Here is a 24,546-nt window from a genome sequence, read left to right as displayed (position 1 = left end):
TCCGTTGGGTGCCTATTTCGGGGTGGGGATGTGTACAGTGACGGCGCCCGCCGGGTCGGTAGCGTCCATCACCCGGCCCAGCAGGCTGCCGAGATCGACGGTGCGCAGCGCGGCACCGCCGGATTGCGCGGCGGGCAGCAGGTTGACGCCGATGACGCCGAGGTCGGCGGCGGTGATATCGAGGAATTTCTGCAGTTCGCCGAACAGCGGGCCGGCGCCGTCCCGGATGCCGTCCAGCAGCGGCCCGCGGCGCATCGCGTCGCGCACCGAGTCGAGCAGATCCTGGAAACCGGTGCCGAAGCCCGGAAGCTGTGGGCTGGTCGCGGCCAAGCTCGCCGGCACGGCGCCGGTACGCATGAGCAGCGGTTGCAGCGTGCTGAGCAGGGTCACGAGATTGTCCGTCTGCTCTGTGAATTCCGCGGCGAGCAGCGTGCCCGCGCGGTTCAGGTCACCGACCACCTGGACGCCGTCGGGCAGTCCGACGTCGAGGGTGCGGAAGATGTGCTGGACCTGATCCGGGTCGACCTGCTGGAGCAGGTGCGCGAGTCGGGCGGAGAGCTCCTTGAAGGTGGTCGGCACGGCCGTTCGGTCCGCGTCGACCTGCGCGCCGTCCGCCAGGTAGGGGCCCGCGGCGGTATCAGGCAGTACCGAGATGTAGGACTCGCCGAGCGCGGAGAGATTGTCGACCCGGAACCAGCTGCCCGCGGGGATGGGGTCGGATTCGTTGTAGCGCAGCGTGATCCGGATGCCGTCGGGCTCCGGTTCGATGCCGGTGACCTTGCCGATCGGCACCCCGCGCAGCAGCACCCTGGAATTCACGAGGATGCCGTTGGTGTCGGGCACCAGCATGCTGGCCGTGCGCATCTCGCGGAAGCGGTCCACGTCCAGCCCGACGCGCTGGATGTAGAGCAGGGACAGGGCGGTCAGGACCGTCATGGCCACGATCGAAACACGAGTGCGGGTGATCATCGGACGGCTCCCAGCAGACGCAGGATCGAGGTGGCGTCGCCGATCAGTTCGTCCCCGGTGCCGGTGCTCACGGACGTGACGTCGACAGCGGGACGCTGCGCGAACGGCAACAGCGTGGTGCGCAGGAAGTTGTTCACCCGCACGGTGGTGGCCGGGGCGTCGCCCCAGATCCCGCGCCCTGATTCTGCCGTGTCGGCCAGCGAATTCAGCATCGGAGTCAGCCACAGGCCGCCTTCGAAGATGGAGCCGACCGAGGGCAACAGGGTGCTGATGTGCGCGACGACGGCGCGCGCGACATTGTGCCAGTAGTGAGTGCCTTGCTCGCTGAAGACGGCCTGCCACTCGGCACTTCGGTCGACGACCGCGGTCGCGGTGTCGTTCACCCCGTTCAGCAGGCGATCCAGCTCCGCCGTGCCCGCCGCGAGATCGGCCATGTCCACCGCGACGGTGCCGGCCATCCGCCGGACGTCCTCGAGCGCGGGCATGGTCCGGTTCAGGGTGGCCATGGTGTCCTGCATCTTCTGGATACTGCCGCCGTTGACGAAGTAGGCGAGCACCGCGATGGTGTCCTCCAGTTGCGGCGGCGAGGTGGTGCGTTCCAGCGGAACCGTGCTGCCGGGACCGAGGAAGCCCTGCTCCGGGTGGGGCTCGGTGCTCGGGATCAGTGCGATGTAGGTGTCGCCGAGCAGGGTGTTCTGCCGGATGATGGCGCCGGCGTCGGCCGGCACCTCGGTGTTCGCGGCGAGCCCGACCGTCACGTCGATGCCGTCCGGGGTCGCGGTGAGACCCTGGACCTGCCCGACCCGGAGACCGCCGAGCAGCACGTCCGCACCGGACGGCAGATTCATGACGTTCTCGAACCGGAGGGTGACCGTGTAGTCGGTGTGCACGCCGGAGCGCACCGAGGGCAGGTCGTCCGGGCTCAGCGCGCATCCGGTGACCGCCAGCGCGAGCGCGAGGCACGCGGCGGCCACCGACCGCCGCAGCCCGCGGCACGTTCGAGGAGTTCTCACGACGGCCTCCGCACGATCAGGGACAGCAAATTCACGGTGCCGGGGGTGAACTCGTTCTGCGCGCACTGTGGTCCGAGCAGATCGCACACCGCGGGATCGACCGGTACGGACGGCGGCCGGTACGGCATCGAGATGCCCCCGCCGGTCTGCTGCTGGTAGTTCACCGCGGTCACCATCGCCGGGATGGTGCCGTACAGCCGGGCCAAATCGGGGGCCCGGGTTGCGGCCAAGGCGATCACGTCGGCGACCGGGCCGTGCATCAGCGGCCACAGCTGGTCTCCGTAGCGGCGCTGGATGTCGTAGATGACTGCGACGAGCCAGCCGATTCCGCGGTCGAAGCGCGCGACGTAACCGAACAGCTCGGTACCGAGAGCGGCGATTTCCGGCATCCGCTCGAGGATCGAACCGATCCGATCCCAGTGCCGCAGCGCGTCCTCGGTGAGCGGGGCCATGTTCATGATCGTCGCGCCGACGTCGGCGGTCACCCGGTCCGGGCTGTTCGCGGCCGCGGCCGCGTGGGTGAGCATCGCGTTCATGGTGGCGCCGGTGCCGTCGAGTGCGGTGTTCAGACCGGCGACCGCGCCCTGCACACTGTCGTCGCCCGCAGCGGAGAGCGCGTCGATGAAATCGGCCGCGGAGCCCGCGATCTCGGAGATGCTCTTGGGGGTGTGTGTGCGCTGACGCGGCACGCAGTCGCCAGGCCGCAGGGAGGGACCCGCGGTGTAATTGCCGACCAGTTCCAGGCTGCGGTCGGCGAGCAGCGATTTCGACCGGGTCACCACCTGAACGTCGGCCGGGTAGCGACGGCCGTCGTCCAGGGCGAACTCGACGCGCACGTGATCGCCGCGCTGCTGCACGTCGCTCACCGTGCCGACTCGAAACCCCATCTGGGTGACCGGATTGCCCGCATAGAGCCCGATCGCGTCGGGCATGTCGGCACAGAATCCGTCGCCTCCCCCCGCCGCCTCGGCCGCACCGGAGTGGCGCACTACGACGGCGGTGGCGATCACCGTGGTCGCGGCCACTGCCAGTGTCAGCGCGGCGCTCTTCTTCGAGATCCGCATGTCAGCACTCCCGTCCTGGAATCGGAATACACAGCGACGTGGTGAGCACGCCGCCGCCGAACTGCGCCATGCCCTCCGGGGTCAGCCACTGCTCGAGCTGCGCGCGCAATCCGGTCAGGTTGTCGATGGCGGGTCCGAGATGCTGCTGCAGCTCCGACACCAGTGCCTGCAGATCGCGAATGTGGGTCTCGACCTGGTCGGAATGCTCGAGGTAATAGGCCTCGAGCGGTTGCAGTCGGGACAGTGCGCTGCCGAGCAACTGGTAGGCATAGTTGAAGCCCGCCGAATTGTTGTGATAAGTGGCGAGAACAGTGTCGATCTTGCCGATGAGTTCGAAGACGAAGCCGCGATTGACGTTGAAGGTCTGCAGGTATTCGGCGGCCAGCGCGGCGACCTGGTGGATCTGGAGTCGCTGCTGGTCGAGCACCTGGGTGATCGCGTTCATGCCGTCGACGATGGTGCCGAGGGAAGTCGAGTTCCCCTCCAGCGCCTGGGCGACCTGGCGCAGATTGGCATTCATGGTCGCGGCGTCGACTTCGTCGGTGACCGTCGGCGCGCTCTGGAGCACGTCTCCGATCGAGTACGGCACCACCACCCGGTCCCGAGGTATGGCTACCTCGTGCTCGGTTCGCGAACCGAGCGGGATCAGGGTCACCGCGTATCCGCCGACCGGGGTGAGCATCCGGACCTCGATACGCGACCGGTCGCCGACCAGGATGGCGTCGTCGATCCGGGCCCGAACGGTGACGGTGTCCGCCGCGATGGCGACATCGGAGACCTTGCCCACGCTGATTCCAGCCACCCGGACGTCCTGCCCGGTCTCGATCGCGGAGGCGTCGGTAGTCTCGAAGGTGATGGTCTGCTGCCCGGGCGGACGCAGGTAGAGCCCGGCGAAGGCGGCGACGACCACCAGGGTGGCGCCGACGACGGCGGTGCCGAGGAGCACATCGTTGTGCCACACGGCGTGCGCTCGGTCCCGCAGCCGCCTGCGGCGTCCTGTCATTTCGCGTTGCACAGCACGACCTCGCTACCGTTGAGCAGGAGTTGGACATCGGACGGCAGGTGGGCCTGCCCATTACTGCATCGCGTGTTCTCCGGGCGGTGCGCGACCTGCAGCCCGGCCAGTGCGCCCGGCATGAGCCGCAGCGAATCGACGGCCTCGGTCAGCGAGGCGAATGCCTGCGTCAGCAGGGCATCGACATCCAGGTCGGAGCGCAATCCCAGCGCCGCGAGCAGCCGTTCGATCGGCTCGACCAGCGCGGGGCCGGTCGCCGCCGTCTTGGGGAACTCGTCGAGCACCGTCATGGCATTGCTGATGGGCAGGCTCATCGCCTTCAGGAACTCGAGGACGTCCTCGGAGCGGCCGCCCATGGAGTCGGCGATCCGGGCGACGTTCGCGGTGAGGGTGGCGATCAACTGCTTGCGGTCCTGTGCGTAGGCGGCCAGTTGCTGTGCGCTCTCCAGCATCGGTGCCAGGCCGCCGCCGTCACCCTGCAGCACCGCGATCGCGTTCTCCGCGAAAGCGTTGATCTGCTCGGTATTCATCGTCGACAGCACCGGTTGCAGGCCGTTGAACAGCGCGGTGATGTCGAACGAGGGCCGTGTCGCCGCGGTGGTCAGGTGGGCGACCCGGTTCCCGGGCTGCGCGGCGAACTCCACATCGACGAAACGCGCGCCGGTGAGGTTCTGGTACTTGACCGCCAATGTGGTCGTGTCGGTGAGTTCGTAGCCGGCGTCCATGGAGAAGCTGACCCGAGCGACCGTTGCGTCTCCTTCGGGAATCAACTCGACGCCGGTGACCTTGCCGATCCGCAGGCCCTTCAGCCGGACGTCACCGTTGACCCGCAGACCGGAGACGTCGGCGAAATCGGCGGTGTAGCCGCGGGTGCTCTGCTCGACCGGGTTGCGCATGGCGTTGAGCACGAGCACGAACAGCAGCACGGTCACCACCGCCACGGCGACGAGTTTGAGCGCGGCCCAGATCAGTCCGCGTCCGGTGGCCATCAGCGGACCGCCTGCGCGGGCGCGGGCAGGGCACCCAGCTGGGCCAGCGGCCCGGCCAGGCCGGGTACGTCGTCCAGCACCACCCGCAGCCGCAGTGTCCGTTGCTCCGGCGTTCCGGGGAAGGCCGATTCCAGACGGTCGATCGCGGTGTTCAGCTCGGCCATCCGGCCGTCGCCGAGCAACCCCGGCAGCGGTGCCACCACCTCGTCGACCGCGCCGACCAGCGGGATCAGCTCGGCGTCGTGCGAGGCGAGCAGCGAGCCCGCCAGGCCGAACAGATCGGAGGCGGCCAGTGCCAGCGCCTGGTCGGTCTCGGTCATGAAGGCGTCGTCAACCCCGACGCTGCCGTCCGGGCGCTGGTTGTACGCGCTGTGGTAGATGGCGTAGAGCGCGTCGGCGGCACCCCGGCCGAAGGCCGGCAGCTGCACGAGCACGTCGTTCGCGCGCAGCAACAATTCCGTCGGCAGGTGTTGCTGGGTCTTCGACATCTGCTCGGCCACGATGATGCCGGTGCGGATGAGCGGGGCCAGCCCGTTCGCGTAGCGCATGATCTCGTCCAGCGTGGCGATCATGCTCGAGGTGAGCGTGCCGTCCACCACCAGTGACACCTGTTCGAGCATGGTCGACATGGTGTAGTCCGGGGCCGCCGTGCGGTGCAGCACCCGGCCGTCGGTGAGGGCGTTGCCGCCGGGGCGCTCGATGAGGTTGACGGCCGTGACGCCGAAGTAGTTCTCCGGCCGGAAGTCGACATCGAGGCTGTCGGTGAGAATGGCACCCAGCTCGTCGTCGAGCACCAGTGCGACGTGCGCGGTGCCGGAATCGACGGCGGTGACCTCGGTGACCTCGCCGACGGCGGCGCCGCGCACCAGTACCTTCGAGCCGGGCTCGACCCCGGGACCGAGCGCCGGCAGCACGAGCTGCAGCCGGATCCCTTGTGGCGCGGTCAGCTGGGTGTATGCCCAAGCACCGGCCGTCACCACGAGGAGCACGGCAACCGCGGCCGCACCCCCGCAGATTGCCAGCACGCGCAGCTGGCGATCGCGGTCACCGCGAATGAAATCTTGATTGATGTGTCTGGCCATATTCATCCCCTGAATGGGAGTTCCGGGTTCAGGCCCCAGATCGCTACGGTCATGAGGAAGTTCAAGACGACGATCGCGACCAGGCTGGCGCGGATCGCGCGGCCGGAGGCGATGCCGACGCCGGCGGGGCCGCCGGAGGCGAAATAGCCGTAATAGCAGTGGATCATGGTGACCACGGCGCAGAAGACCAGCGCCTTGCCCACCGAGGCGGCCAGATCGCCGATGTTCACGAACTGGGCGAAATAGTGGTCGTAGGTGCCCGACGGCTGCCCGTAGGCGTATTTGATGATGAGCCCCCCGGTGATGAAGCTGACCACCATGGCCATCAGATAGCCGGGCAGCACCACCAGCATGCCGCCCACCAGCCGCGTGCCGACCACGAACGGAACCGCCTGCAACCCCATGCTTTCGGTGGCGTCGATCTCCTCCGAGATCCGCATGGCGCCGATCTCGGCGGTCATCCGGCAGCCGGCCTGGGCGGCGAAACCGATGCCGGTGATGATCGGCGCGATCACCCGAATATTGCCGAACGAGCCGATGATGCCGGTCAGCGCACCGAAACCGAGCAGGTCGAACGCCATGAACGCCTGAATCGCGACAACCGCGCCGACCGCGACGCCGAGGAAGAACATCAGGCTGAGCACCCCGCCGTCGACGATGAGCGAGCCGCTGCCCCAAGCCATGTCATTCATGGTCTTGAGCGTCTGCTTGGAGTAGTGCCGCACCGTCTTGGGCAGGCTCACCAAGGTTTTCCAGGTGAACGCGACGATCTGTCCGAGTTCGAGCAGCGCGCCCGCCGCGGAGTTCACGACAACCCGCTGCACGCTCATGCCAGCCTCGCCGGGAAGAACATGTTCTGCAGCTGGCTGACGGCCAGATTGGTCATGAAGATGCAGAACACGCTGAGCACCACCGAGGCGTTCACAGCGTTCGCGACTCCCTTCGGACCGCCGGAGGCCTCCAGACCGCGCAGGCTGGCGATGGTCACCACGATGATCGCGAACAACAGCGCCTTGAGTACCGAGAAAACCAGGTCGAGCGGGGTGGCGAAGGCGCCGAAGGACTGCCAGAAGCTGGCGGGCACCACGCCGTTCACATTGGTCGAGATGATCAGGCCCGCCGCGACGCCGGCGGCGATGATCAGGATGCACAGCGCGGGCGCGATCGCCACCATCGCGATGAAGCGCGGAACCACGAGCCGCTGAACGGGATTCACGCCCATGACGCGCATGGCGTCGATTTCCTCGCGGATGGCGCGAGCGCTGAGGTCGGAGGCGATGGTGGAGGCGGCGGCACCGCTCATCAGCAATCCGGCCGCCATCGGCGCCCCCTGGCTCACCACGCCGAGGCCGCTGGCCGCGCCCGCCAGCGAGTTGGCGCCCACCTGATCCATGACGCCGCCGACCTGCACCGAGACCTCGGCGCCGATCGGCACCGCCATCAGCAGCGCCGGCAGCGCCGTGACCTTGAACAACTTCCACATCTGCTCGATCACCTCCCCGACCGGCAGTCGTCGGCCGATGGTGTCGGAGATCGAGAACCGGGCGACATCGGCGGCGAGCCGCGCCGATCTGCCCAGTGTCGCGAGAGCGCGTAGCACGCGGTCCGCGAGCGAACCGCCGACGCGCTGCGCCAGCCCTCCGGATACGGAAATACTCACTGCACACCTCCTGTGGGCAGATCGGGAGCGAAAGGTATAGAGCGGGAGCGGTCAGCCCATCAGCCGGCGCAGCACCTTCTGCATCGTGGAGCCGTACGGCGGATACGCGACGGCCGGATCGGGCCGGGCAGGCTTGCGCAGCACCGCCTTGTGGTGACTGAACGTGTCGAAGCCGTGCTTGCCGTGATAGCTGCCCAGACCGGAGTCGCCGACGCCGCCGAACGGCAGCTCCGGCACCAGCAGGTGGTAGAGCAGATGGTTGACCACGACGGCGCCCGAGGAGGTCTGCTCCAGCACGGTCCGCTCCGTGTCACGCGAGGAGGTGAACAAGTAGAGCGCGAGCGGTTTGGGCCGCTGGTTCACGAAGTCGATCGCCTCGCGCAGGCTGCCGACCGACAGCAGCGGCAGGATGGGTCCGAAGATCTCCTCGCGCATCAGCTCCGAGCCCGGATCGGGATCGGTGACCAGCGCCGGGGCGATGGCGAGCTTGTCGCGGTCGACGGCGCCGCCGAACTGCTCGCCGCCGTGGCCTGCCAGCGCACCCGCGAGCCGTTCGAGGTGGCGCTCGTTGACGATGTGGGTGGTGTCGTTCGCGGCGTGCGCGGGCAACTCGACGAGCAACCGCTCGACCAGCTTCGGCCGTACCGAGTCCTCCACGAGCACGTAATCCGGCGCGATGCAGGTCTGGCCCGAGTTGATCGACTTGGCCCACGCGATCCGTCGGGCGGCCACCTCGATATCGGCATCCGCGGTGACGATCACCGGGCTCTTGCCACCCAGCTCGAGCGTCACGGGAGTGAGGTGCTGCGCGGCAGCGGTCATCACGGCCTTACCGACCGCCGTGGAGCCGGTGAAGAAGATGTGGTCGAAGCGCTGTTCCAGCAGCGCCCGGTTGACCTGCCCGTCGCCGAGCACGACCCGCACGGCTTCCGGATCCACGTAGCGCGGCAGCAGCCTCGCCAGTAGCGCGCCCGTCGCGTTCGCCAGGTCGGAAGGCTTGAGCACCACGGTGTTTCCCGCCGCCAGTGCGCTCACCAGCGGCTGCACCGTCAGCAGCAGCGGGAAGTTCCAGGTGCCGAGAATCAGCACGGTGCCTTTGGGTTCCGGCAGCGACCACGCCTTGCCCGGCGCCGTCGCGGCACTCACCCGCACCGGCGTCGGACGCACCCAGCTCGCCAGCCGCGACAGCGTGTGCCGGATCTCGTGCCGCACCGGGCCGATATCGGCCATGAACGTGGCCATCGGGCTGCGCCCGAGATCCTCGCCGATCGCTGTCGCGATTTCGGCATCGCTTTCGTCGATGAAACGCAGCAAGCCTTCCAATTGCGCAATTCGCCAGGAGAGCGGGCGGGTCCGGCCGCTCGAGAATGCGACTCGGGCGCGCTCCACATCCACGTGGATGTCCGACTGCGCCCCTTTCGGGGTCGCCGTTTCGATAGCGGTCACCGCTCGACCCCCGCGTGAAAACCGGTGGATGGAAATACCTCGGCGACCCAGAGCAAGGCCGCTCGAGCAGGAAGAAGAGGGAACATGACGAGCACCATACAGAGTGTTCAGATGTAATGTCAATCACGTTGGGCGCCGACGAATTCGAATAACCCGATGCGTAACTACATGTTGTATGAACATCATGTATGGACTACGATCTCACGCCATGTTGAAATGGGAATTTATTTCCAGGACAGACGTCCTCGAAATCCGTCGGTCGGGCGCCGCGGCGGCTTTGATCCTGGCCCGGCCACACGCGTTGAACGCATTCGATCTCGCCCTGCAACAGCAATTGCGCGACGCCGTGGATCGGACGGCGGCGGACGATTCGGTGCGTTGCCTGGTGCTCGCCGGCGCGGGCCGGGCGTTCTCGGCCGGGGCCGATCTGGCGCTCGACCAGCTGACGCCGGAGACGCGCCTGTCGCCGCGCACCGAGGAGGAGTTGCGGATGCGCTACAACCCGACCGTGCGGGCGATCCGCACCATGCCCAAACCGGTGATCGCCGCGGTCGGCGGCCCCGCCGTCGGCGCGGGCTGCTCGCTGGCGTTGGCCTGCGACCAGGTCATCGCGGCCCGGTCGGCGTCCTTCTCTGTGGCTTTCGCCAAGGTCGGGCTCACGCTCGACGCGGGCGCTTCGGCGCTGCTCGGTGCCCGAATCGGACTGGGCCGGGCCACCCGGATGGCGCTGCTGGCCGAGCGGGTGGACGCCGAGACCGCGCTCGGCTGGGGCATGGTGGACGAGGTCGTCGCCGAGGAGTCGCTACACGACCGGGTGTCCGAGCTCGCGCTGCGCCTGGCCGCCGGCCCCACCGCCGCCTTCGCGGCAACCAAGCGCAGTATGAACACCGCCCTGCTCGCGCACCTGGAAGCGGCGTTCGAGAGCGAAGTCGACGGGCAGACCCGGCTGGTCGACGCCGCGGACTTCCGGGAGGGGGTGGCGGCCTTCACCGAGCGGCGGCCGCCCGCGTTCACCGGGCACTGAGAACCGTCGGCGGTATCGACAGCGCGGTACCGCCGATCAGGTTGCGGCTTCGGCGACGGCCCGCAGCAGCGCGGCATCGAACTCGTCGGCCGCTTCCAGCATGGGATAGTGGCCGGTGTCGAGCTCGATCAGGGTGGTGCCGAGCCGCTCGTGCAGCCAGCGCGCCCCGCGGACCGAGAGCGCGGGGTCGGCGGTACCGATGATCTGGGTCACCGGGACACGCACACCGTCGAGAATGTCCACCTGATCGGTGCACAGCAGTGTTCGCATCGCGGCACGCGCGGCCCAGCTCGGAGTACGCAGGGAGATGCGGTGCAGCCAGTCGAGCACATGCGGCGCCGGCGCCTCCTTGAACGGATCACCGACGGCGCTGCGGCGCAGCGCGATACGGTCGTCGTGCTCGGCGGCGAGAATGGCGTTCAACGGCCCGTCAGCGGGCACCCCGAAGGGGAACGACGGGGTCCGGGAGGCGGCGACGCCGTTGGAAGCCACCAGGACGACTCGCTCGACCAGAGCGGCATGGTCGAGGGCGAGACGCAGCGCGACCATGCCGCCCAGCGACCATCCCACCACCGCCGCCGCGGACGCCCCGGAGTCGGCCAGCACGTCGGCGGCGTCGGCGGCGAGCGATTCGATCTCGTAGCCCTCGAGCGGGGCATCGGAGCCGCCGTGCCCCCGCAGGTCCATCGCCAGCACCCGGTGCCCGCGTTCGGCCAGCACCCGGATCTGCCGATCCCAGGCTTCGCCGCTCAGACTCCAGCCGTGGATCAGCAGCACGGGCCGTCCGGCGCCCAGTTCCCGGACGTTGATGCGCACTCCACCGCGCACCTCGACGAGACGTTCGGTCATGTTTCCTCTTGCTCCGACGAGAAAGCGGGCCGCCCACGCCGGCGGGCGGCCCACCACGGGAATGAATCGATGCGGCGATCAGGACAGCGCAGGCTGCCCGTCGCGATGCGCCTCCGCCAGGGTGCCACCGTCGCGGGCGACCGCGACGAGCGACGACGGCGGGGCGAAGCGAGCACCGTAGGCGGCGGCGAGTTCCTCGGCGCGGCGGACGAATCCCGCGACACCGCCGGGGTAACCGTCGATGTACTGCAGCACCCCACCCGTCCAGCCCGGGTAGCCGATGCCGAGCAGCGATCCGATATTGGCGTCGGGGACCGACTCGAGCACACCCTCGTCGAGGCATTTCACCGATTCGATCGCCTCGATGAAGAGCATCCGTTCCTTCAGGTCGGTGAAGGGCAGGTCGGCGCGCGGCGAGCCGAAGGCTGTCCGCAGTCCGGGCCAGAGCCGGGTGCGGGCGCCGTCCTCGTACTCGTAGAACCCGCTGCCCGCCAGCCGCCCGGCCCGGCCGAACTCGCCGAGCATGCGGTCCAGAACGGCCTCGGCCGGATGGGGATCCCAGCTGCCGCCCGCCGCCTCCGTGGCAGCGCGGGAGGCGTCGCGCACCCGGCGCAGCAGTTCCAGGTTGAGTTCGTCGGCGAGCTGCAGCGCCGGGGCCGGGTAGCCGGCTTGGGTGGTGGCCTGCTCGATCACCGGCGCGGGCACACCTTCGCCGAGCATCGCCAGCGCCTCGTTGACGAAGGTACCGATCACACGGCTGGTGAAGAAGCCCCTGCTGTCGTTGACCACGATCGGCGTCTTGCCGATCGTGCGAGCGAGATCCAGTGCGCGCGAGACCGTTTCGGCCGAGGTTCGTCCGCCCTTGATGACTTCGAGCAGCGGCATCCGATCGACCGGGCTGAAGAAGTGCAGCCCGATGAAACGCTCGGGGGCAGAGACGTTCTCGGCGAGCCCGGTGATCGGCAGGGTCGAGGTGTTCGACCCGATCAACGCATCGGGCGCCAGCAGTGGTTCGATCTCGCGCAGCACGTCGGCCTTGAGCGCCGGATCCTCGAATACCGCTTCGATCACCAGGTCCGCGCCGGCGGCCGCCGCGACGTCGGCGGTCGGAGTAATCCGCGCGAGCACCTCGTCTCGGGTCGCCGCGCTGATCTGCCCGGCCCGTACGCGCTTGTCGAGCACCCGCAGCGAGTAGCCCTTGCCGCGCTCGGCGGCCTCCGCCGTGACATCTTTGAGCACGACATCGATACCGGAGACCGCGCACTGGTAGGCGATGCCCGCGCCCATCATTCCCGCCCCGAGCACGATCGCCTTGCGCGGCAACCACGGTTCCCGGACGGTATCCCGGCCCCGCGGACCGTTGACGACCTGCATGTCGAAGAAGTTCGCCTGGATCATGTTCTTCGCGATCTGGCCGATGGCCAGATCGAGGAAGTACCTGGCCTCGATCGCCAGCGCGTTGTCGACATCGACCTGGGCGCCCTCGACCGCGGCGGCGAGGATGTTCGCCTGCGCGGGCGCGGGCGCGCCCTTGGTCTGTGCCCGCAGCGTCGCGGCCAGCGCGGGCAGCGTGGCGTGCAGTGGCGCGCCGCGTTCTCCCGGAGCTCCGCCCGGGATCCGGAACCCCTCGGTGTCCCAGGGCTGGCGAGCGCCGGCGTGCTCGCGAATCCAGGCGGTCGCCGCCGGGATCAGCTCCTCGACGGTGGCCACCGTCGCGTCGACGAGGCCGAGCTCCAGCGCACCGGCCACCGGGTGCTTCCTGCCGCTCAGCAGGACGTCGCGCAGTGCGGCCTGCACGCCGAGCAAGCGGACGGTACGGACCACGCCGCCGGCACCGGGCAGCAGGCCGAGCGTCACCTCGGGCAGGCCGAGCGTCACACCCGGCGCGTCGACCGCGATCCGGTGGTGGGCCGCCAGAGCGAGCTCGAGGCCGCCGCCGAGCGCCGATCCGTTGATCGCGGCGACGACCGGGACCGGCAGCTTCTCGAGTCGCCGCAGTAGCGCGCTGTTGCGTCGCACGAAGTCGGCGAACTCGTCGATTCGGTCGCGGCGCGCGGCGCGCAGATCGTTCAGATCACCGCCGGCGAAGAAGGTCTTCTTGGCCGAGGTGAGAATCACTCCGGTCACGTCCGCGTCGTTCTCGATGGCGTCGAGTTCGGCGGCGAGGGACTCCACGAACAGCGAGTTCATGGTGTTGACCCGCTGATTCGGGTCGTCGATGGTCAGGGTGACGATCCCGCCGGAATCACGGGTGTGGTGAATGGCGCTGGTGGTCATGTGTTTTCGGTGTCCTTTCGGGAGGGCTCGGTGGGGTCAGAGGGCTTCGACGACAGTCGCGATGCCCATCCCACCGCCGACACACAACGTCACCAGGCCGTAGCGGCCGCCGGTGCGGTGCAGCTCGTCCAGCACGGTGGAGACGAGCATGGCGCCGGTCGCACCGAGTGGATGCCCCATCGCGATCGCTCCGCCGTTGACGTTGACCTTCGCGATGTCGACGTCGAGGTCCTTCACGAAGCGCAGCACCACCGAGGCGAACGCCTCGTTGACCTCGAACAGGTCGATATCGGAGACCCGCAGGCCCGCCTTGGCCAGCGCCTTCCGGGAGGCCGGTGCGGGCGCGGTGAGCATGATCGTCGGATTGTCGCCGGACACGGCGGTCGCCACGATCCGGCCCCGGGGCGTCAGTCCCAGTTCCGCGCCCGCCTGCTCGCTGCCGATCACCAGCAGCGCGGCGCCGTCCACGATGCCGGAGCTGTTGCCCGCGTGGTGGACGTGATCGATCCGCTCGACCTCGGGAAACTCCTGCAACGCGACCGCGTCGAATCCGGCCTGCGCCCCCAGGGCGGCGAAAGACGGCGGGAGCGCGGCGAGGGATTGCACGCTGGTCCCGGGGCGGATGGTCTCGTGACGATCGAGCACGACGCGGCCGGTGATGTCGCGAACCGGGACGACCGAGCCGGCGAAGCGCCCCTCCGCCTCCGCCTTCGCGGCCAGTTCGTGCGAGCGTGCCGCGAATTCGTCGACATCGGCGCGGCCGAATCCCTCGATGGTGGCGATCAGATCGGCGCCGATGCCCTGTGGGACGAAGCCGGTGGCGAGGTTGGTGGCCGGGTCGTCCATCCAGGCCGCACCGTCGGAACTCATCGCCACCCGGGACATGGATTCCACGCCGCCGGCCAGCACCACATCCTCGAATCCGGAGCGCACCTTCTGCGCCGCCAGGTTCACCGCTTCCAGACCGGAGGCGCAGAAACGGTTGATCTGCACCCCCGCGACCGTGTGTGGGAGTCCCGCCACCAGCGAGGCCGTGCGCGCGATGTCACCACCCTGCTCACCGATCGGCGAGACCACGCCGAGCACGATGTCATCGATCCGGGCCGGGTCCAGCGAAGGATTGCGCTCCAGCACCGACCGGATCGTCCCGCCGGCGAGATCGATCGGCTTGATCGTGTGCAGGGAACCGGAACTCTTTCCCCGGCCGCGCGGGGTTCGGACGGCGTCGAAGATCAGCGCCTGCGTGTCCGTCATGAGGACTCCTCTGTGAAAGGGGTATTCGCGAGTGCCACGGCGATCAGGCACTCCCGGAACATACATTTTGTCTGAACACGTTGTCTAGTTGTTCGGACTCGACCCATCGGCGACGAACGTGGCCACCTCCTCCAGCGCCTGCCGTTCGGTGCGGTAGCCGTTCACCGGATGGCCGGAATCGGGGTAGCCGAAGGAAATCCCGACCAGCACCTGGCGTTCCGGAGGCAGTCCGAGCTGCTCGCGCAGCAGCGGAGCCTGCGTCGCCAGCGCGGCCTGCGGGATCGTGGCGACTCCGCGGCTGTGCGCGGCGAGGACGAAGTTCGACACGAAGATCCCGCAATCGACGGCGCCGTACGCGCCGAGCGACCGCTCCGTCGTCACGATGGCGACGTGCGGCGCGTCGAAGAAGTCGAAGTTTCGCAGCATCTGCTTGCCCGACGCGACCCGGTCACCCTTGTCGACGCCGAGACTCTCGTACAGCTGCCGGCCGCTGATCCGCCTGCGGTCCCGATAGACCCCTTCGTAGGACTCGGGGAAGGGAATGTCGGGCGCGGCCTCCGGACCGGCGGCGACCGCGGAGCGCAGCGCGTCCCGCAGCCGATCGGTGTCCGCCCCCTCGGTCACGTGCACATGCCACGGCTGGGTGTTACACCACGACGGGGAGCGACGAGCCAGATCCAGGATGCGGGCGATCTCCGAGCGCGGAACCGGCTCCGGCGCGAACGCGCGGCAGCTCCAGCGGGAGCGCAGGATGCGCTCCAGAGCATCGGTGGCTTCGTCGTCCGGAGCAAGAACGGCGGCATCGAACTGGTCGGTCATGCGGAATCCTCACGGAAGACGGCAACGTCGGGCGCTCACGACCACGATCGGACCGCAAGGCCAGACAGTGAGTGTAGACATAGTGTTCAGTTTGGGTCTACCCTCGATGTAACGGCAGTCACAACGAGGAGATGGACCATGACCAGCGCAGCTACGCGCCCGGACGAGCGCACCTTCCGGGGCGATCTCGACGTTCCGCCCGGGCTCCCCCGCGGTATCGATCTCGGTCGTATCGCCAACAGAGACAAAGCCATCGCGATGTACGGCCGCGAGCTGGTGGAGAAGCTCACCGACCACGCCCTGCTCGCCGACGATTACGCCTACCAGGCGATGCTGGACTTCAAGGACAAATCCACCGACACCAACTGGCGCACCTTCGACCTGGCGCTCGAACACGGCATCGACGCCGTGGAAGATCCGAGTCCGGGACTGGTCGCCCTGTTCGAGGAGCTCGACCGGATCCCCGATTGGGTCGACTTCGACCAGCTCTACCGGGGCGCGGTCGCCTTCTGGCGAGCGGGCCCGATCGTCCCGCCGGTTCTCGCCTGGGCCACCATCGCCGGCGGGTTCTCCATGTACAGTGCGACCCGTCCGGTCCTGTTCAGCGGTCGGTTGCGGCAGTCCGACAAGGTCGGTACCCGGCTGATCGAGAGCTTCCGCTATGTCGTCGCCGCCTACACCCCCGGCGGAATGCACCGGTTCGAGGAGGGCTTCCGGCTCACCGCGAAGGTGCGGATGATCCACGCCGCTGTCCGGCACAGCCTGAGCCACTCGGAAGCCTGGGACTGGGCGAACTGGGGTGTCCCGATCAACAACCTCGACGGGATGGTCACTCAGGCCGGGCAGTTCGGGGTGAAGTTCGTCGATGCCGTGCAGAACTCCGGCTTCCGCTACAGCGACCGGGAACTGGAGGACATCTTCGCGCTCAGCCGCTACGTGGGGTACGTGATCGGCGTCCCGGAGGACATCCTGCACACCGACTACGAGGACGCGCGGCGCAAGACCGAAGTGCACACCCTGATCGAGCAGCCGCCGGACGAGCTGTGCCGCGACGTCGTGCACTCGGTCATCGCCTACAGCGTGGAGAACCCGCCCGGCGACGTGGAGGTTCTGCCCGGCCCCATCGCCAAGTTCATGACCACCGAACGTCGCTTGGCCCTGGCCTACGGCCTGCTGCACTCCTGGATCCCCGCCGACGTGCTGACCGCCCTCGGCGCCGAACGCACGCCGTGGCGGCATGTGCTGCCCGCGATCCGGCCGCTGGTATCGGCCGCCCACCGCATCGGCCGACTGCTTCCCCACGACGACGAGAAGACGGCGTTCGATATCCTTCGCACCTTCAACGCGGCGATCGAGGTGCCGCACGGCCAGAAGGCCGTCGCCGTGGCGAACCCGGAGGAAGTACACGCCGATATCGCCGCCAACAAGGGCGGCATGCCCGTGGTGGCGGGCTCGTGACCGGGGCCGCCCGGCCACCCCTCGAGGGCGTGCGGATCATCGAACTGGCCGGCATCGGCCCCGGCCCCTTCGCCGGGATGATGCTGGCCGATCTCGGCGCGGAGGTGATCTGCGTCGACCGCCCCGGCGGCAATCCCTGGGCGGTGCAGGGGCATTCGATCATGTTCCGCAGCAGGCGCCACATCGCGGTCGACCTGAAGACGGCCGCGGGCGCCGCAGTGGTGCGCCGGCTGTGCGCGAGCGCGGACGGGTTGATCGAGACCTTCCGGCCCGGGGTGGCCGAGCGGCTCGGAGTCGGCCCCCAGGACTGCATGTCGGTCAATCCGGATCTGGTCTACGGCCGGATGACCGGCTGGGGGCAGAGCGGCCCGATGGCCTCGATGCCGGGACACGACATCAACTACATCGCGCTGGCCGGAGCGCTGCACGCGATCGGCCGCAAGGGTGAGCCACCGGTGCCACCACTGAATCTGGTGGGCGATTTCGGCGGCGGCGGCATGCTGCTCGGCATGGGCATGCTGGCGGCGATCCTCGCCGCTCGCGGCGGGGGTGGCGGCCGGGTGGTGGACGCGGCCATGATCGACGGCGTCTCGGCCCTGATGGCCATGTTCCACACCTACCGGGCGGAAGGGCTGTTCAGCGACGAACGCGGCACGCACCTGCTCGGCACCGGCGCGTTCTTCTACGACGTCTACCGCACCGCGGACGGGCAGTGGGTCAGCATCGGCGCCATCGAAGCGCCGTTCTGGCAGGAGCTGTGCGACATCCTCGACCTGCCGGACGACCTGCGTGACAACCAGTTCGACACGGAGAACTGGGACGCGTACCGCCGGATCCTGGCCGAGCGGATCGAACGTTACGACCGCGCGGAACTGGACAAGCTGTTTCTCGGCAGCAACACCTGCTACGCGCCGGTGCTGTCGCTCGCCGAGACCGTCGAGCATCCGCATCACCGGGAGCGTGGGACCTTCGTCGAGATCGAGGGGGTGGTGCAACCGGCGCCGTCGCCCCGCTTCGACGGCGCCCCACCGACCAGGCCACGTCCGCGGCGGTCCCCGGGTGCGGACAGCCGCCACGTGCTGGCCGATCTCGGCTACACCGACGACGAGGTCTCCGCTCTCGTCGACAGCGGCGTCGTCGCCGACTGAACTCCGCGCCGGCGATCGGTGGGAGCATCCCGCGATGCTCCCACCTCCCGACCTCCGTCAGAGTCCGAGCGAGCGCCCGACGATCTCCCGCATGATCTCGTTGGTGCCGCCGTAGATCTGCTGCACCCGAGCGTCCCGCCAGCGGCGGGCGACCTCGTACTCCTCCATGTAGCCGTAGCCGCCGTGCAGCTGCAGGCACGTGTCGAGCGCCTCGAACTCGAGCTCGGTGGTCCAGAACTTCGCACCGGCGGCCTCGGCGGCGGTCAGTTCCCCGCTGTTCTGCGCCTCGATACAGCGGTCGATGAACACGCGTGCGACGCCGACCCGGGTCGACAGGTCGGCCAGCCGGAACCGATTGGCCTGGAACGAGCCGATCGGCTGTCCGAAGGCTTTGCGTTCCTTGGCGTAGTCGACCGCGGTCTGCACCGCGTGCTCGGCGTTGGCGACCGCGACCACGGCCATCGACAGTCGCTCCTGCGCGAGATTGCCCATCAGGTAGCGCAAGCCCTTGCCCGGCTCGCCGAGAGCGTTCTCATCGGGAACTCGGACATCGCGGAAGAACAATTCGGCGGTGTCCTGGGCCCGCCGCCCGATCTTGTCGAGTTTGCGGCCCCGTTCGAAGCCCTCACTGTCTCCCGGGACGACGAACAGGCCGAAGCCTCCGCCGTCGGCCTCCGGGATGCGGGCGGCGACGATGATCAGATCGGCCTGGATGCCCCGGGTGACGAAGGTCTTGGCGCCGTTCACCCGCCACCCACCGCTCTCCCGGACCGCGGTGGTCTTGATGGCGCGCAGATCCGAACCGGTGCCGGGCTCGGACATGGCGATCGCGATCGCCGTCTCACCGGAGACGATGCCGGGAAGCCAGCGCTGCTGCTGCTCCGGCGAGGCGATGTCGAGGTAGTACGGCAGCACGATGTCGTTGGTCAGCGAGAAACCGTCGCCGACGGTTCCGGTGCGCACCACCTCTTCGTTCAGCACCGCGTTGAACCGGAAATCCCGTAATCCGGCGCCACCGAATTGCTCGGGGGCGGCGAAGCCGACCAGCCCCTGCGCCGCCGCGGCCTTCCAGAAGCCTCGGTCGACCTGGCCCGCGGCCTCCCACTCGGCGGTGTGCGGGACCGCGTTCTTCTCGAGAAAGCTGCGGACCGCGGCGCGGAACTGCTCGTGTTCGTCTGCGAAGAGCGTGCGGCGCATGTCAGATCCCCATCGCTTTCCCGATGATCTCCTTCATGATCTCGCTGGTCCCCCCATAGATCCGCTGGACCCGGGCATCGGCGTACGCCCGCGCGATCGGGTACTCCGCCATGTAGCCGTAGCCGCCGAACAGTTGCAGGCAGGCGTCCACGACCCGGCCCTGTGTCTCCGTCGCCGCGAACTTCGCCATCGCCGCTCGATCGGCGCCGAGTTCGCCCGCGACATGCTCTCGCAGACAATCCAGGACGAAGGCACGCAGCACCTCGGTGCGGGTGTGCGCCTCGGCCAGAGTGAATCGGGTGTTCTGGTAGTTCGCCAATGGCTTGCCGAATGCGGTGCGTTCCCGTACATATTCGCTCGCGTACTCGATGGCACGCGCAGCGGCCGCGGTGCTTGCCACGGCGATCGTCAGCCGCTCCTGCGGCAGATTCGATACCAGCGCGCCGAACCCCCCGCCGAGTTCGCCCAGCAGATTGGCCGCCGGCACTCGCGCGTTGTCGAAGAACAATTCGGCGGTGTCCTGGGCGTGCATCCCGATCTTCTCGAGGTTGCGGCCGCGGCTGAATCCGGGAGTATCGCGTTCCACCACGATCAACGAAAGTCCGCCGTGCCTGTTCGCGCCCTTGTCGGTCCGAACGGCGACGATCACCAGGTCGGCGTTCATGCCGTTGGATATGAAGGTCTTCGCGCCGTTGACGACGAAATGATCGCCGTCGCGAGTCGCGGTGGTCTCGATTCCGGCGAGGTCCGAGCCGGTCCCCGGCTCGGTCATCGCGATCGCGGCGATCAGCTGACCGGTGGCGAGACCGGGCAACCAGCGCTTGCGCTGATCATTATCGGCGTAGCGCAGGAAGTACGGCACGCAGATGTCGTTGTGCAGGTTGACACCGAACGACATGACGCCCGCGCGCGATACCTCCTCGGCGATTACGGCGTTGAAGCGGAAATCGTCGACACCGCCGCCGCCGAACTCCTCGTCGATCGCCATTCCGAGGAAGCCGTGGCTGCCCGCCTCGGCGAACACCTCGCGCGGGATGATCCCGTCCTTCTCCCACCGGGAGTAGTTCGGCACCACCCGGGATTCGAGGAAGGCGCGGAAACTCGCCCGGAAGCTCTCGTGCTCGGTTTCGTAGATCGCCCCGTTGCGGGAGCGACGCTCAGTAGTGGTCACACCGGCGACAATACATGTTATCCATACATTGTGTATGCAAGTTGCGATCGACCTCGTCGCGGCGCTCCGATAGGCGGCGGACAGTGATTGACACCACGTCTGAACAACTTGTATGGTCTCGCCATGTCGCAGTCGCTTCCTCCTTCCTTCCCTTCCGACTGGGGAGCATCACCGGCCGGCAGTTTCCGGCCGACAGCCGATTTCACCGATGACGAGCTCGCCGACGCACTCGCCGACGCCAACCTGCCGGTGTTGCTGGGCACGCTCGCCCTGCTGACCGGCGAGGACCGCTGGATCGAAGCTCCCTACCTGCCGACGGCTCCGCGCGATCTCGGGGATCACGACACCGGCGGCTTCACAGACGAGCTGCGGCAGCGCATCCGCTCCGAGGCCGCCGCCATCCTGCGCGCCTGGCGGGACGGCACCGGCTCGTTCCCGGACCTCCCGCCCGCTCCCGAGCGGCTGAGCCGGGTGCTGTCGGTGATGCTCGCCGACTCGATCCCCGCCGAGTACGGCACGCTGCTCGGCGAGGAGATGGGCATCTTCCCCCGACACAGCGCACCCCGGATGCCGGTCGAGCCCGGCTTCCGCGTGCTGATCATCGGTGCGGGCGTGTCCGGGCTCGCCATGGCGGTGCGCCTGGGTCAGGCCGGCGTCGACTACGTCGTGGTGGACAAGAACGACGAGGTGGGCGGCACCTGGCACGAGAACGTCTACCCCGGCTGCGGCGTCGACACCCCGAGCCACCTCTACGCGCTGTCGTTCGACCCGAACCCCGACTGGTCCACCTATTTCGCGCCCCAGGAGGAGCTGGCGCGCTACTGGCGGGACCTCGCCGATCGTCACGGCGTCCGGGAGCACATCCGGTTCGGCACCCGGGTCGACGCCGCCGTGTACGACGAGGCCGCCGCGCGATGGAATGTCACGGTCCGGCCCGCGGACGGATCGGGCGCCGCCGAGACGCTCACCGCCGACGTGGTCGTCAGCGCGGTCGGCCTCCTGAACCAGCCGAGCGTGCCCGATCTTCCCGGCCTCGCCGATTTCCGCGGGCCCGCGGTGCACACCGCGCGGTGGGATCCCACAATCGAACTCACCGGCAAGCGCGTCGCGGTGATCGGCACCGGCGCCAGCGCCATGCAAGTCGTGCCTGCCGCGGCCGGGGTCGCGGCGCAGGTCACCGTCTTCCAGCGCACCGCGCAGTGGGCCACGCCGCATCCGAACAAGGACCGCGAGGTGCCGGCCTCCTTCCGGTTCCTCTGCGAGCACGTGCCGTTCTACCTCGCCTGGTACCGGGCCCGGCTGTTCTGGCGGATGGGCGACAAGGTGTGGGGCCTGCTGCAGGTGGACCCGGAGTACCCCGACCTCGGCCGGGCGGTCAACAAGAGCAACGACCGGCTCCGCGCCGCGCTGACCGCCTACATCGAGCGCGAACTCGACGGAAGGCCCGATCTGATCGCGAAGAGCGTGCCGGACTACCCGCCCTACGGCAAGCGGATGCTCATCGATTGCGGCTGGTTCCGCACGCTCCGCCGGGACGACGTGGAGCTGGTGACCGAGCCCATCGACACCATCACCGCCGACGGCATCCGCACCGCGGACGGGCATGACCACAACGTCGATATCATCGTTCTCGCAACAGGTTTCGACGCCGTGAACGTCCTGGCCTCGTACCGAGTCGAGGGCAGGGACGGACGGGTCCTCCGCGAGGTGTGGGGGGAGGGCGACGGCAGGGCGCACCTGGGCATCACGGTGCCGGGCTTCCCCAACTTCTTCTGTTTGTACGGTCCGAACACCAACACCGGCCACGGCGGCACCGTCATCGCCGGTACCGAAATGCAGGTGCAGTACGTCAGCGCCGCGATCGCCGCGTTGATCGACAACGGGTGGGCGGCGATGGAAGTGCGTCAGGAGGTCCACGACGCCTACAACCGCGAGCTGGACGAGGCGCTGGCACAGACGGTCTGGGACTTCGGCGGAACCACCACGTACTACCGCAACAGCCGCGGCCGCATCGTCACCAACAGCCCGTGGCGCTACGTCGACTACTGGAAGCGGGTCCACGAGCCGCGGCTTGCGGACTTCGAGATCACCCACCGCGACGCCGCCGTCGCGGCAACTCCCACCCGATGATGTGAGGAAGTCATGTCCGAACTGGTAGAGACCGCCACTCCGGGCGCGGCGCCCGGTATTTCCGCCGCCACCCTGCCACAGGCGTTCCAGGCCACCGTGGCCGTGCGCGGCGACCGCGCCGCACTCGTCGCGCACGGCGAGAACCGGACGCTGAGCTGGCTCGACTACGCGACCGCCGTCGAGGAAGTCGCCACCGGCCTCGCCGCGCTCGGCATCGGGCGCGGCGACACGGTGGCGATCATGCTGTCGAACAGCCCCGAATTCCACATCGTCGACATGGCGGCGCTGCATCTGGGCGCCACCCCCTTCTCCATCTACCTCACCTCGTCGCCCGAGCAGATCGCCTACCTTTTCGACAATGCGGGCAACAGCGTCCTGGTCGCCGAGGAGCGCTTCCTCGATGTCATCGCGCGCACCAGCGCTCCGCTGCTGAAGCACGTGGTGGTCAGCGACGCCGAGCGGTCGGGAACCGTGAACGACGCCGAGGTGCTCTCCCTGACCGAACTACGGCGGCGCCGGCTCACCGGTTTCGATTTCGCCCGGACATGGCAAGCGGTGCAGCCCAGCGATATCGGCACGCTGATCTACACCTCGGGCACCACAGGCGCACCGAAGGGCGTCGAGCTCACCCACGCGAACCTGATGTTCGTCATGCACTCGTGCAACATCCGCTTCCCCTTCGGCGCCGACGGGGCAGCGATCTCCTACCTGCCGACCGCGCACGCCGCGGACCGGGTCTTCTCGCACTACCTGGCGACGGTCACCGGCTGGCCGATCACCACCGTCCGCGATGGCGCGACAGTGTTCGCCGCGGTCGCCGAGGCCCGGCCGTCCTGGTTCCTCGGTGTGCCGCGCATCTGGGAGAAACTGCGCGGGGCGCTGATGACCCGCTTCACCGCCCTTCCCGAGGAACAGCGGACAGCGACCACGGGAGCCGTGGACGCGGCTGTCGCCGCCGTGCGGCTCGCGCAGGAACGCGCCGAAATCCCAGCCGAACTCGCCACGCGGGTCGCCGCCGCCGAGGAGCGGATCTTCCGACCGCTCCGGGCCCAACTCGGGTTCGACCGGGTCGCCCTGCTGATGACCGGCGCCGCACCCATCGCGCCCGCGGTTCACGAGTTCTTCCTCGCCGTCGGATTGCCCTTGCAAGAAGGCTTCGGCATGTCCGAGACCGGGGCGCTCGGCTTCACGAACCTGACCACCGACATCCGGATCGGCAAGGTCGGCCTGGCCCAGCCCGGCACCGAGGCCGTGCTCGCGGCGGACGGTGAACTCCTGCTGCGCGGGCCGCATGTGATGCGCGGATACCGCAAGGACCCGGTGCGCACCGCCGAGGCGATCGACCCACAGGGTTGGCTGCACACCGGGGATATCGCGGTCATCGACGAGGACGGCTGGGTCCGCATCGTCGACAGGAAGAAGGAATTGATCATCAACGCGGCCGGCAAGAACATGTCGCCGGTCAACATCGAGAGCGCGCTCAAGAGCGCCTCGCCCCTGATCGGCCAGGTGTGCGTCATCGGCGATCGCAGACCGTTCAATGTCGCGCTCATCGTGCTCGACGCCGACTCCGCGCGGATCTTCGCCGAGGAGCACGGCATCGCGGATTCCTCGCTGGGCGCAGTGGTGGCGGACTCGCGGCTGCGCGCCGCCATCGACGAGGCGGTGGAGCAGGCGAACGCCCGGTTGTCCCGTGTCGAACAGATCAAGGCATATCGCTTGCTCGACACCGAGTGGCTCCCCGACTCGGAGGAGCTCACCCCGACGATGAAGTTGCGGCGCCGCGGAGTCGCGAGCAAGTACGCCGAGGTGATCGAGGACATCTACCGAACCGCCACGCGCCCGGCGTGACGGCATCCCCGGACTCCGGGCGGGTGAGGAACCGCTTGCCGACTCACCCGCCCGGGTACCCACCACGGCTCGCAGAGCAGGACATACATGCCGACCGGTCATCATGTCCAGACATCATTTAAGGTAAATG

20 protein-coding genes are annotated in these 24,546 nt (G+C 68.5%); 5 read left to right on the top strand and 15 right to left on the bottom strand.

Features of this window, described 5'->3' with window-relative positions:
- Positions 1-12: 12 nt before the first annotated feature.
- The 9 genes from ON26_RS10260 to ON26_RS10220 all read right to left on the bottom strand — a co-directional run bounded on the left by ON26_RS10260 (position 13) and on the right by ON26_RS10220 (position 9,238).
- Positions 13-969, bottom strand: coding sequence for an MlaD family protein (locus tag ON26_RS10260; protein WP_040795788.1), 957 nt, complete (start codon positions 967-969; stop codon positions 13-15).
- Positions 966-1,982: an MlaD family protein gene (locus tag ON26_RS10255; protein ID WP_051026898.1), complete on the bottom strand. Its 1,017-nt coding sequence runs from the start codon at positions 1,980-1,982 to the stop codon at positions 966-968. The genes ON26_RS10260 and ON26_RS10255 overlap by 4 nt, the downstream gene beginning before the upstream one ends.
- Complete coding sequence (locus ON26_RS10250; RefSeq protein ID WP_040795787.1) at positions 1,979-3,046, bottom strand: MlaD family protein; 1,068 nt, start codon at positions 3,044-3,046, stop codon at positions 1,979-1,981. The genes ON26_RS10255 and ON26_RS10250 overlap by 4 nt, the downstream gene beginning before the upstream one ends.
- A 1-nt stretch (position 3,047) precedes the next feature.
- Positions 3,048-4,049 (bottom strand): MlaD family protein, encoded by a 1,002-nt coding sequence (locus ON26_RS10245; RefSeq protein WP_051026897.1) that lies wholly within the window; start codon positions 4,047-4,049, stop codon positions 3,048-3,050.
- Positions 4,046-5,050 carry an MlaD family protein gene (locus ON26_RS10240; protein ID WP_040795786.1) on the bottom strand — a complete coding sequence of 335 codons (1,005 nt, stop codon included), beginning with the start codon at positions 5,048-5,050 and terminating at the stop codon, positions 4,046-4,048. Before ON26_RS10240 ends, ON26_RS10245 begins: the two co-directional genes overlap by 4 nt.
- Positions 5,050-6,138 (bottom strand): MlaD family protein, encoded by a 1,089-nt coding sequence (locus tag ON26_RS10235; RefSeq protein WP_245545796.1) that lies wholly within the window; start codon positions 6,136-6,138, stop codon positions 5,050-5,052. The genes ON26_RS10240 and ON26_RS10235 overlap by 1 nt, the downstream gene beginning before the upstream one ends.
- Complete coding sequence (locus ON26_RS10230) at positions 6,135-6,962, bottom strand: MlaE family ABC transporter permease (RefSeq protein ID WP_051026896.1); 828 nt, start codon at positions 6,960-6,962, stop codon at positions 6,135-6,137. Before ON26_RS10230 ends, ON26_RS10235 begins: the two co-directional genes overlap by 4 nt.
- Entirely contained in the window at positions 6,959-7,768 is an 810-nt protein-coding gene (locus tag ON26_RS10225; RefSeq protein WP_051026910.1) for an MlaE family ABC transporter permease, read from the bottom strand. Before ON26_RS10225 ends, ON26_RS10230 begins: the two co-directional genes overlap by 4 nt.
- Positions 7,769-7,843: 75 nt before the next feature.
- Positions 7,844-9,238, bottom strand: a complete 1,395-nt coding sequence (locus ON26_RS10220) for an aldehyde dehydrogenase family protein (protein WP_373280933.1) — start codon at positions 9,236-9,238, stop codon at positions 7,844-7,846.
- Between the two features lie 208 nt (positions 9,239-9,446).
- Between ON26_RS10220 and ON26_RS10215 the strand changes: the two genes are divergently transcribed.
- Complete coding sequence (locus tag ON26_RS10215) at positions 9,447-10,262, top strand: enoyl-CoA hydratase-related protein (protein WP_040795783.1); 816 nt, start codon at positions 9,447-9,449, stop codon at positions 10,260-10,262.
- Positions 10,263-10,298: 36 nt separating this feature from the next.
- Here ON26_RS10215 and ON26_RS10210 read toward each other — a convergent pair whose 3' ends face one another.
- The 4 genes from ON26_RS10210 to ON26_RS10195 form a co-directional block, all read right to left on the bottom strand.
- The gene (locus ON26_RS10210) at positions 10,299-11,111 is read right to left on the bottom strand and encodes an alpha/beta fold hydrolase (protein WP_040795782.1); all 813 of its coding nucleotides are present in this window, start codon (positions 11,109-11,111) and stop codon (positions 10,299-10,301) included.
- 78 nt (positions 11,112-11,189) lie between these two features.
- Positions 11,190-13,388, bottom strand: coding sequence for a 3-hydroxyacyl-CoA dehydrogenase NAD-binding domain-containing protein (locus tag ON26_RS10205; protein WP_040795781.1), 2,199 nt, complete (start codon positions 13,386-13,388; stop codon positions 11,190-11,192).
- Between the two features lie 36 nt (positions 13,389-13,424).
- Entirely contained in the window at positions 13,425-14,642 is a 1,218-nt protein-coding gene (locus ON26_RS10200) for an acetyl-CoA C-acetyltransferase (RefSeq protein WP_040795780.1), read from the bottom strand.
- A gap of 84 nt (positions 14,643-14,726) precedes the next feature.
- On the bottom strand, positions 14,727-15,461 hold the full coding sequence (locus ON26_RS10195; RefSeq protein WP_040795779.1) for a nitroreductase: 735 nt from the start codon (positions 15,459-15,461) through the stop codon (positions 14,727-14,729).
- Between the two features lie 138 nt (positions 15,462-15,599).
- Between ON26_RS10195 and ON26_RS34490 the strand changes: the two genes are divergently transcribed.
- Together ON26_RS34490 and ON26_RS34485 are read left to right on the top strand one after the other, a co-directional pair.
- Positions 15,600-16,919 carry an oxygenase MpaB family protein gene (locus ON26_RS34490; protein ID WP_040795778.1) on the top strand — a complete coding sequence of 440 codons (1,320 nt, stop codon included), beginning with the start codon at positions 15,600-15,602 and terminating at the stop codon, positions 16,917-16,919.
- Complete coding sequence (locus tag ON26_RS34485; RefSeq protein ID WP_040795777.1) at positions 16,916-18,067, top strand: CaiB/BaiF CoA transferase family protein; 1,152 nt, start codon at positions 16,916-16,918, stop codon at positions 18,065-18,067. Before ON26_RS34490 ends, ON26_RS34485 begins: the two co-directional genes overlap by 4 nt.
- A 57-nt stretch (positions 18,068-18,124) precedes the next feature.
- Here ON26_RS34485 and ON26_RS10180 read toward each other — a convergent pair whose 3' ends face one another.
- Entirely contained in the window at positions 18,125-19,264 is a 1,140-nt protein-coding gene (locus ON26_RS10180) for an acyl-CoA dehydrogenase family protein (RefSeq protein WP_040795776.1), read from the bottom strand.
- Between the two features lies 1 nt (position 19,265).
- On the bottom strand, positions 19,266-20,435 hold the full coding sequence (locus tag ON26_RS10175; protein WP_083883988.1) for an acyl-CoA dehydrogenase family protein: 1,170 nt from the start codon (positions 20,433-20,435) through the stop codon (positions 19,266-19,268).
- Between the two features lie 123 nt (positions 20,436-20,558).
- On the opposite strand from ON26_RS10175, the gene ON26_RS10170 reads away from it, so the two are divergent.
- Together ON26_RS10170 and ON26_RS10165 are read left to right on the top strand one after the other, a co-directional pair.
- The gene (locus tag ON26_RS10170) at positions 20,559-22,565 is read left to right on the top strand and encodes a flavin-containing monooxygenase (RefSeq protein ID WP_040795775.1); all 2,007 of its coding nucleotides are present in this window, start codon (positions 20,559-20,561) and stop codon (positions 22,563-22,565) included.
- A 12-nt stretch (positions 22,566-22,577) separates the two neighbouring features.
- A complete protein-coding gene (locus tag ON26_RS10165; RefSeq protein WP_040795774.1) occupies positions 22,578-24,416 on the top strand; it encodes an AMP-dependent synthetase/ligase in 1,839 nt (612 codons plus the stop codon).
- Positions 24,417-24,546: the final 130 nt, after the last annotated feature.

The organism is Nocardia higoensis NBRC 100133, from assembly GCF_000308595.1.
GTDB lineage: Bacteria > Actinomycetota > Actinomycetes > Mycobacteriales > Mycobacteriaceae > Nocardia > Nocardia higoensis.
The sequence above is the reverse complement of the archived record's forward strand: the minus strand, read 5'-3'. Positions and strand labels throughout refer to the sequence as shown.

Excerpts from the sequence above, each read along its gene's own strand:
- ON26_RS10260 (WP_040795788.1), bottom strand. The coding sequence starts at position 969 with ATGATCACCCGCACTCGTGTTTCGATCGTGGCCATGACGGTCCTGACC.
- ON26_RS10250 (WP_040795787.1), bottom strand. The coding sequence starts at position 3,046 with ATGCGGATCTCGAAGAAGAGCGCCGCGCTGACACTGGCAGTGGCCGCG.
- ON26_RS10245 (WP_051026897.1), bottom strand. The coding sequence starts at position 4,049 with ATGACAGGACGCCGCAGGCGGCTGCGGGACCGAGCGCACGCCGTGTGG.
- ON26_RS10240 (WP_040795786.1), bottom strand. The coding sequence starts at position 5,050 with ATGGCCACCGGACGCGGACTGATCTGGGCCGCGCTCAAACTCGTCGCC.
- ON26_RS10235 (WP_245545796.1), bottom strand. The coding sequence starts at position 6,138 with ATGAATATGGCCAGACACATCAATCAAGATTTCATTCGCGGTGACCGC.
- ON26_RS10230 (WP_051026896.1), bottom strand. The coding sequence starts at position 6,962 with ATGAGCGTGCAGCGGGTTGTCGTGAACTCCGCGGCGGGCGCGCTGCTC.
- ON26_RS10215 (WP_040795783.1), top strand. The coding sequence starts at position 9,447 with ATGTTGAAATGGGAATTTATTTCCAGGACAGACGTCCTCGAAATCCGT.
- ON26_RS10210 (WP_040795782.1), bottom strand. The coding sequence starts at position 11,111 with ATGACCGAACGTCTCGTCGAGGTGCGCGGTGGAGTGCGCATCAACGTC.
- ON26_RS10205 (WP_040795781.1), bottom strand. The coding sequence starts at position 13,388 with ATGACCACCAGCGCCATTCACCACACCCGTGATTCCGGCGGGATCGTC.
- ON26_RS10200 (WP_040795780.1), bottom strand. The coding sequence starts at position 14,642 with ATGACGGACACGCAGGCGCTGATCTTCGACGCCGTCCGAACCCCGCGC.
- ON26_RS10195 (WP_040795779.1), bottom strand. The coding sequence starts at position 15,461 with ATGACCGACCAGTTCGATGCCGCCGTTCTTGCTCCGGACGACGAAGCC.
- ON26_RS34490 (WP_040795778.1), top strand. The coding sequence starts at position 15,600 with ATGACCAGCGCAGCTACGCGCCCGGACGAGCGCACCTTCCGGGGCGAT.
- ON26_RS10180 (WP_040795776.1), bottom strand. The coding sequence starts at position 19,264 with ATGCGCCGCACGCTCTTCGCAGACGAACACGAGCAGTTCCGCGCCGCG.
- ON26_RS10170 (WP_040795775.1), top strand. The coding sequence starts at position 20,559 with ATGTCGCAGTCGCTTCCTCCTTCCTTCCCTTCCGACTGGGGAGCATCA.
- ON26_RS10165 (WP_040795774.1), top strand. The coding sequence starts at position 22,578 with ATGTCCGAACTGGTAGAGACCGCCACTCCGGGCGCGGCGCCCGGTATT.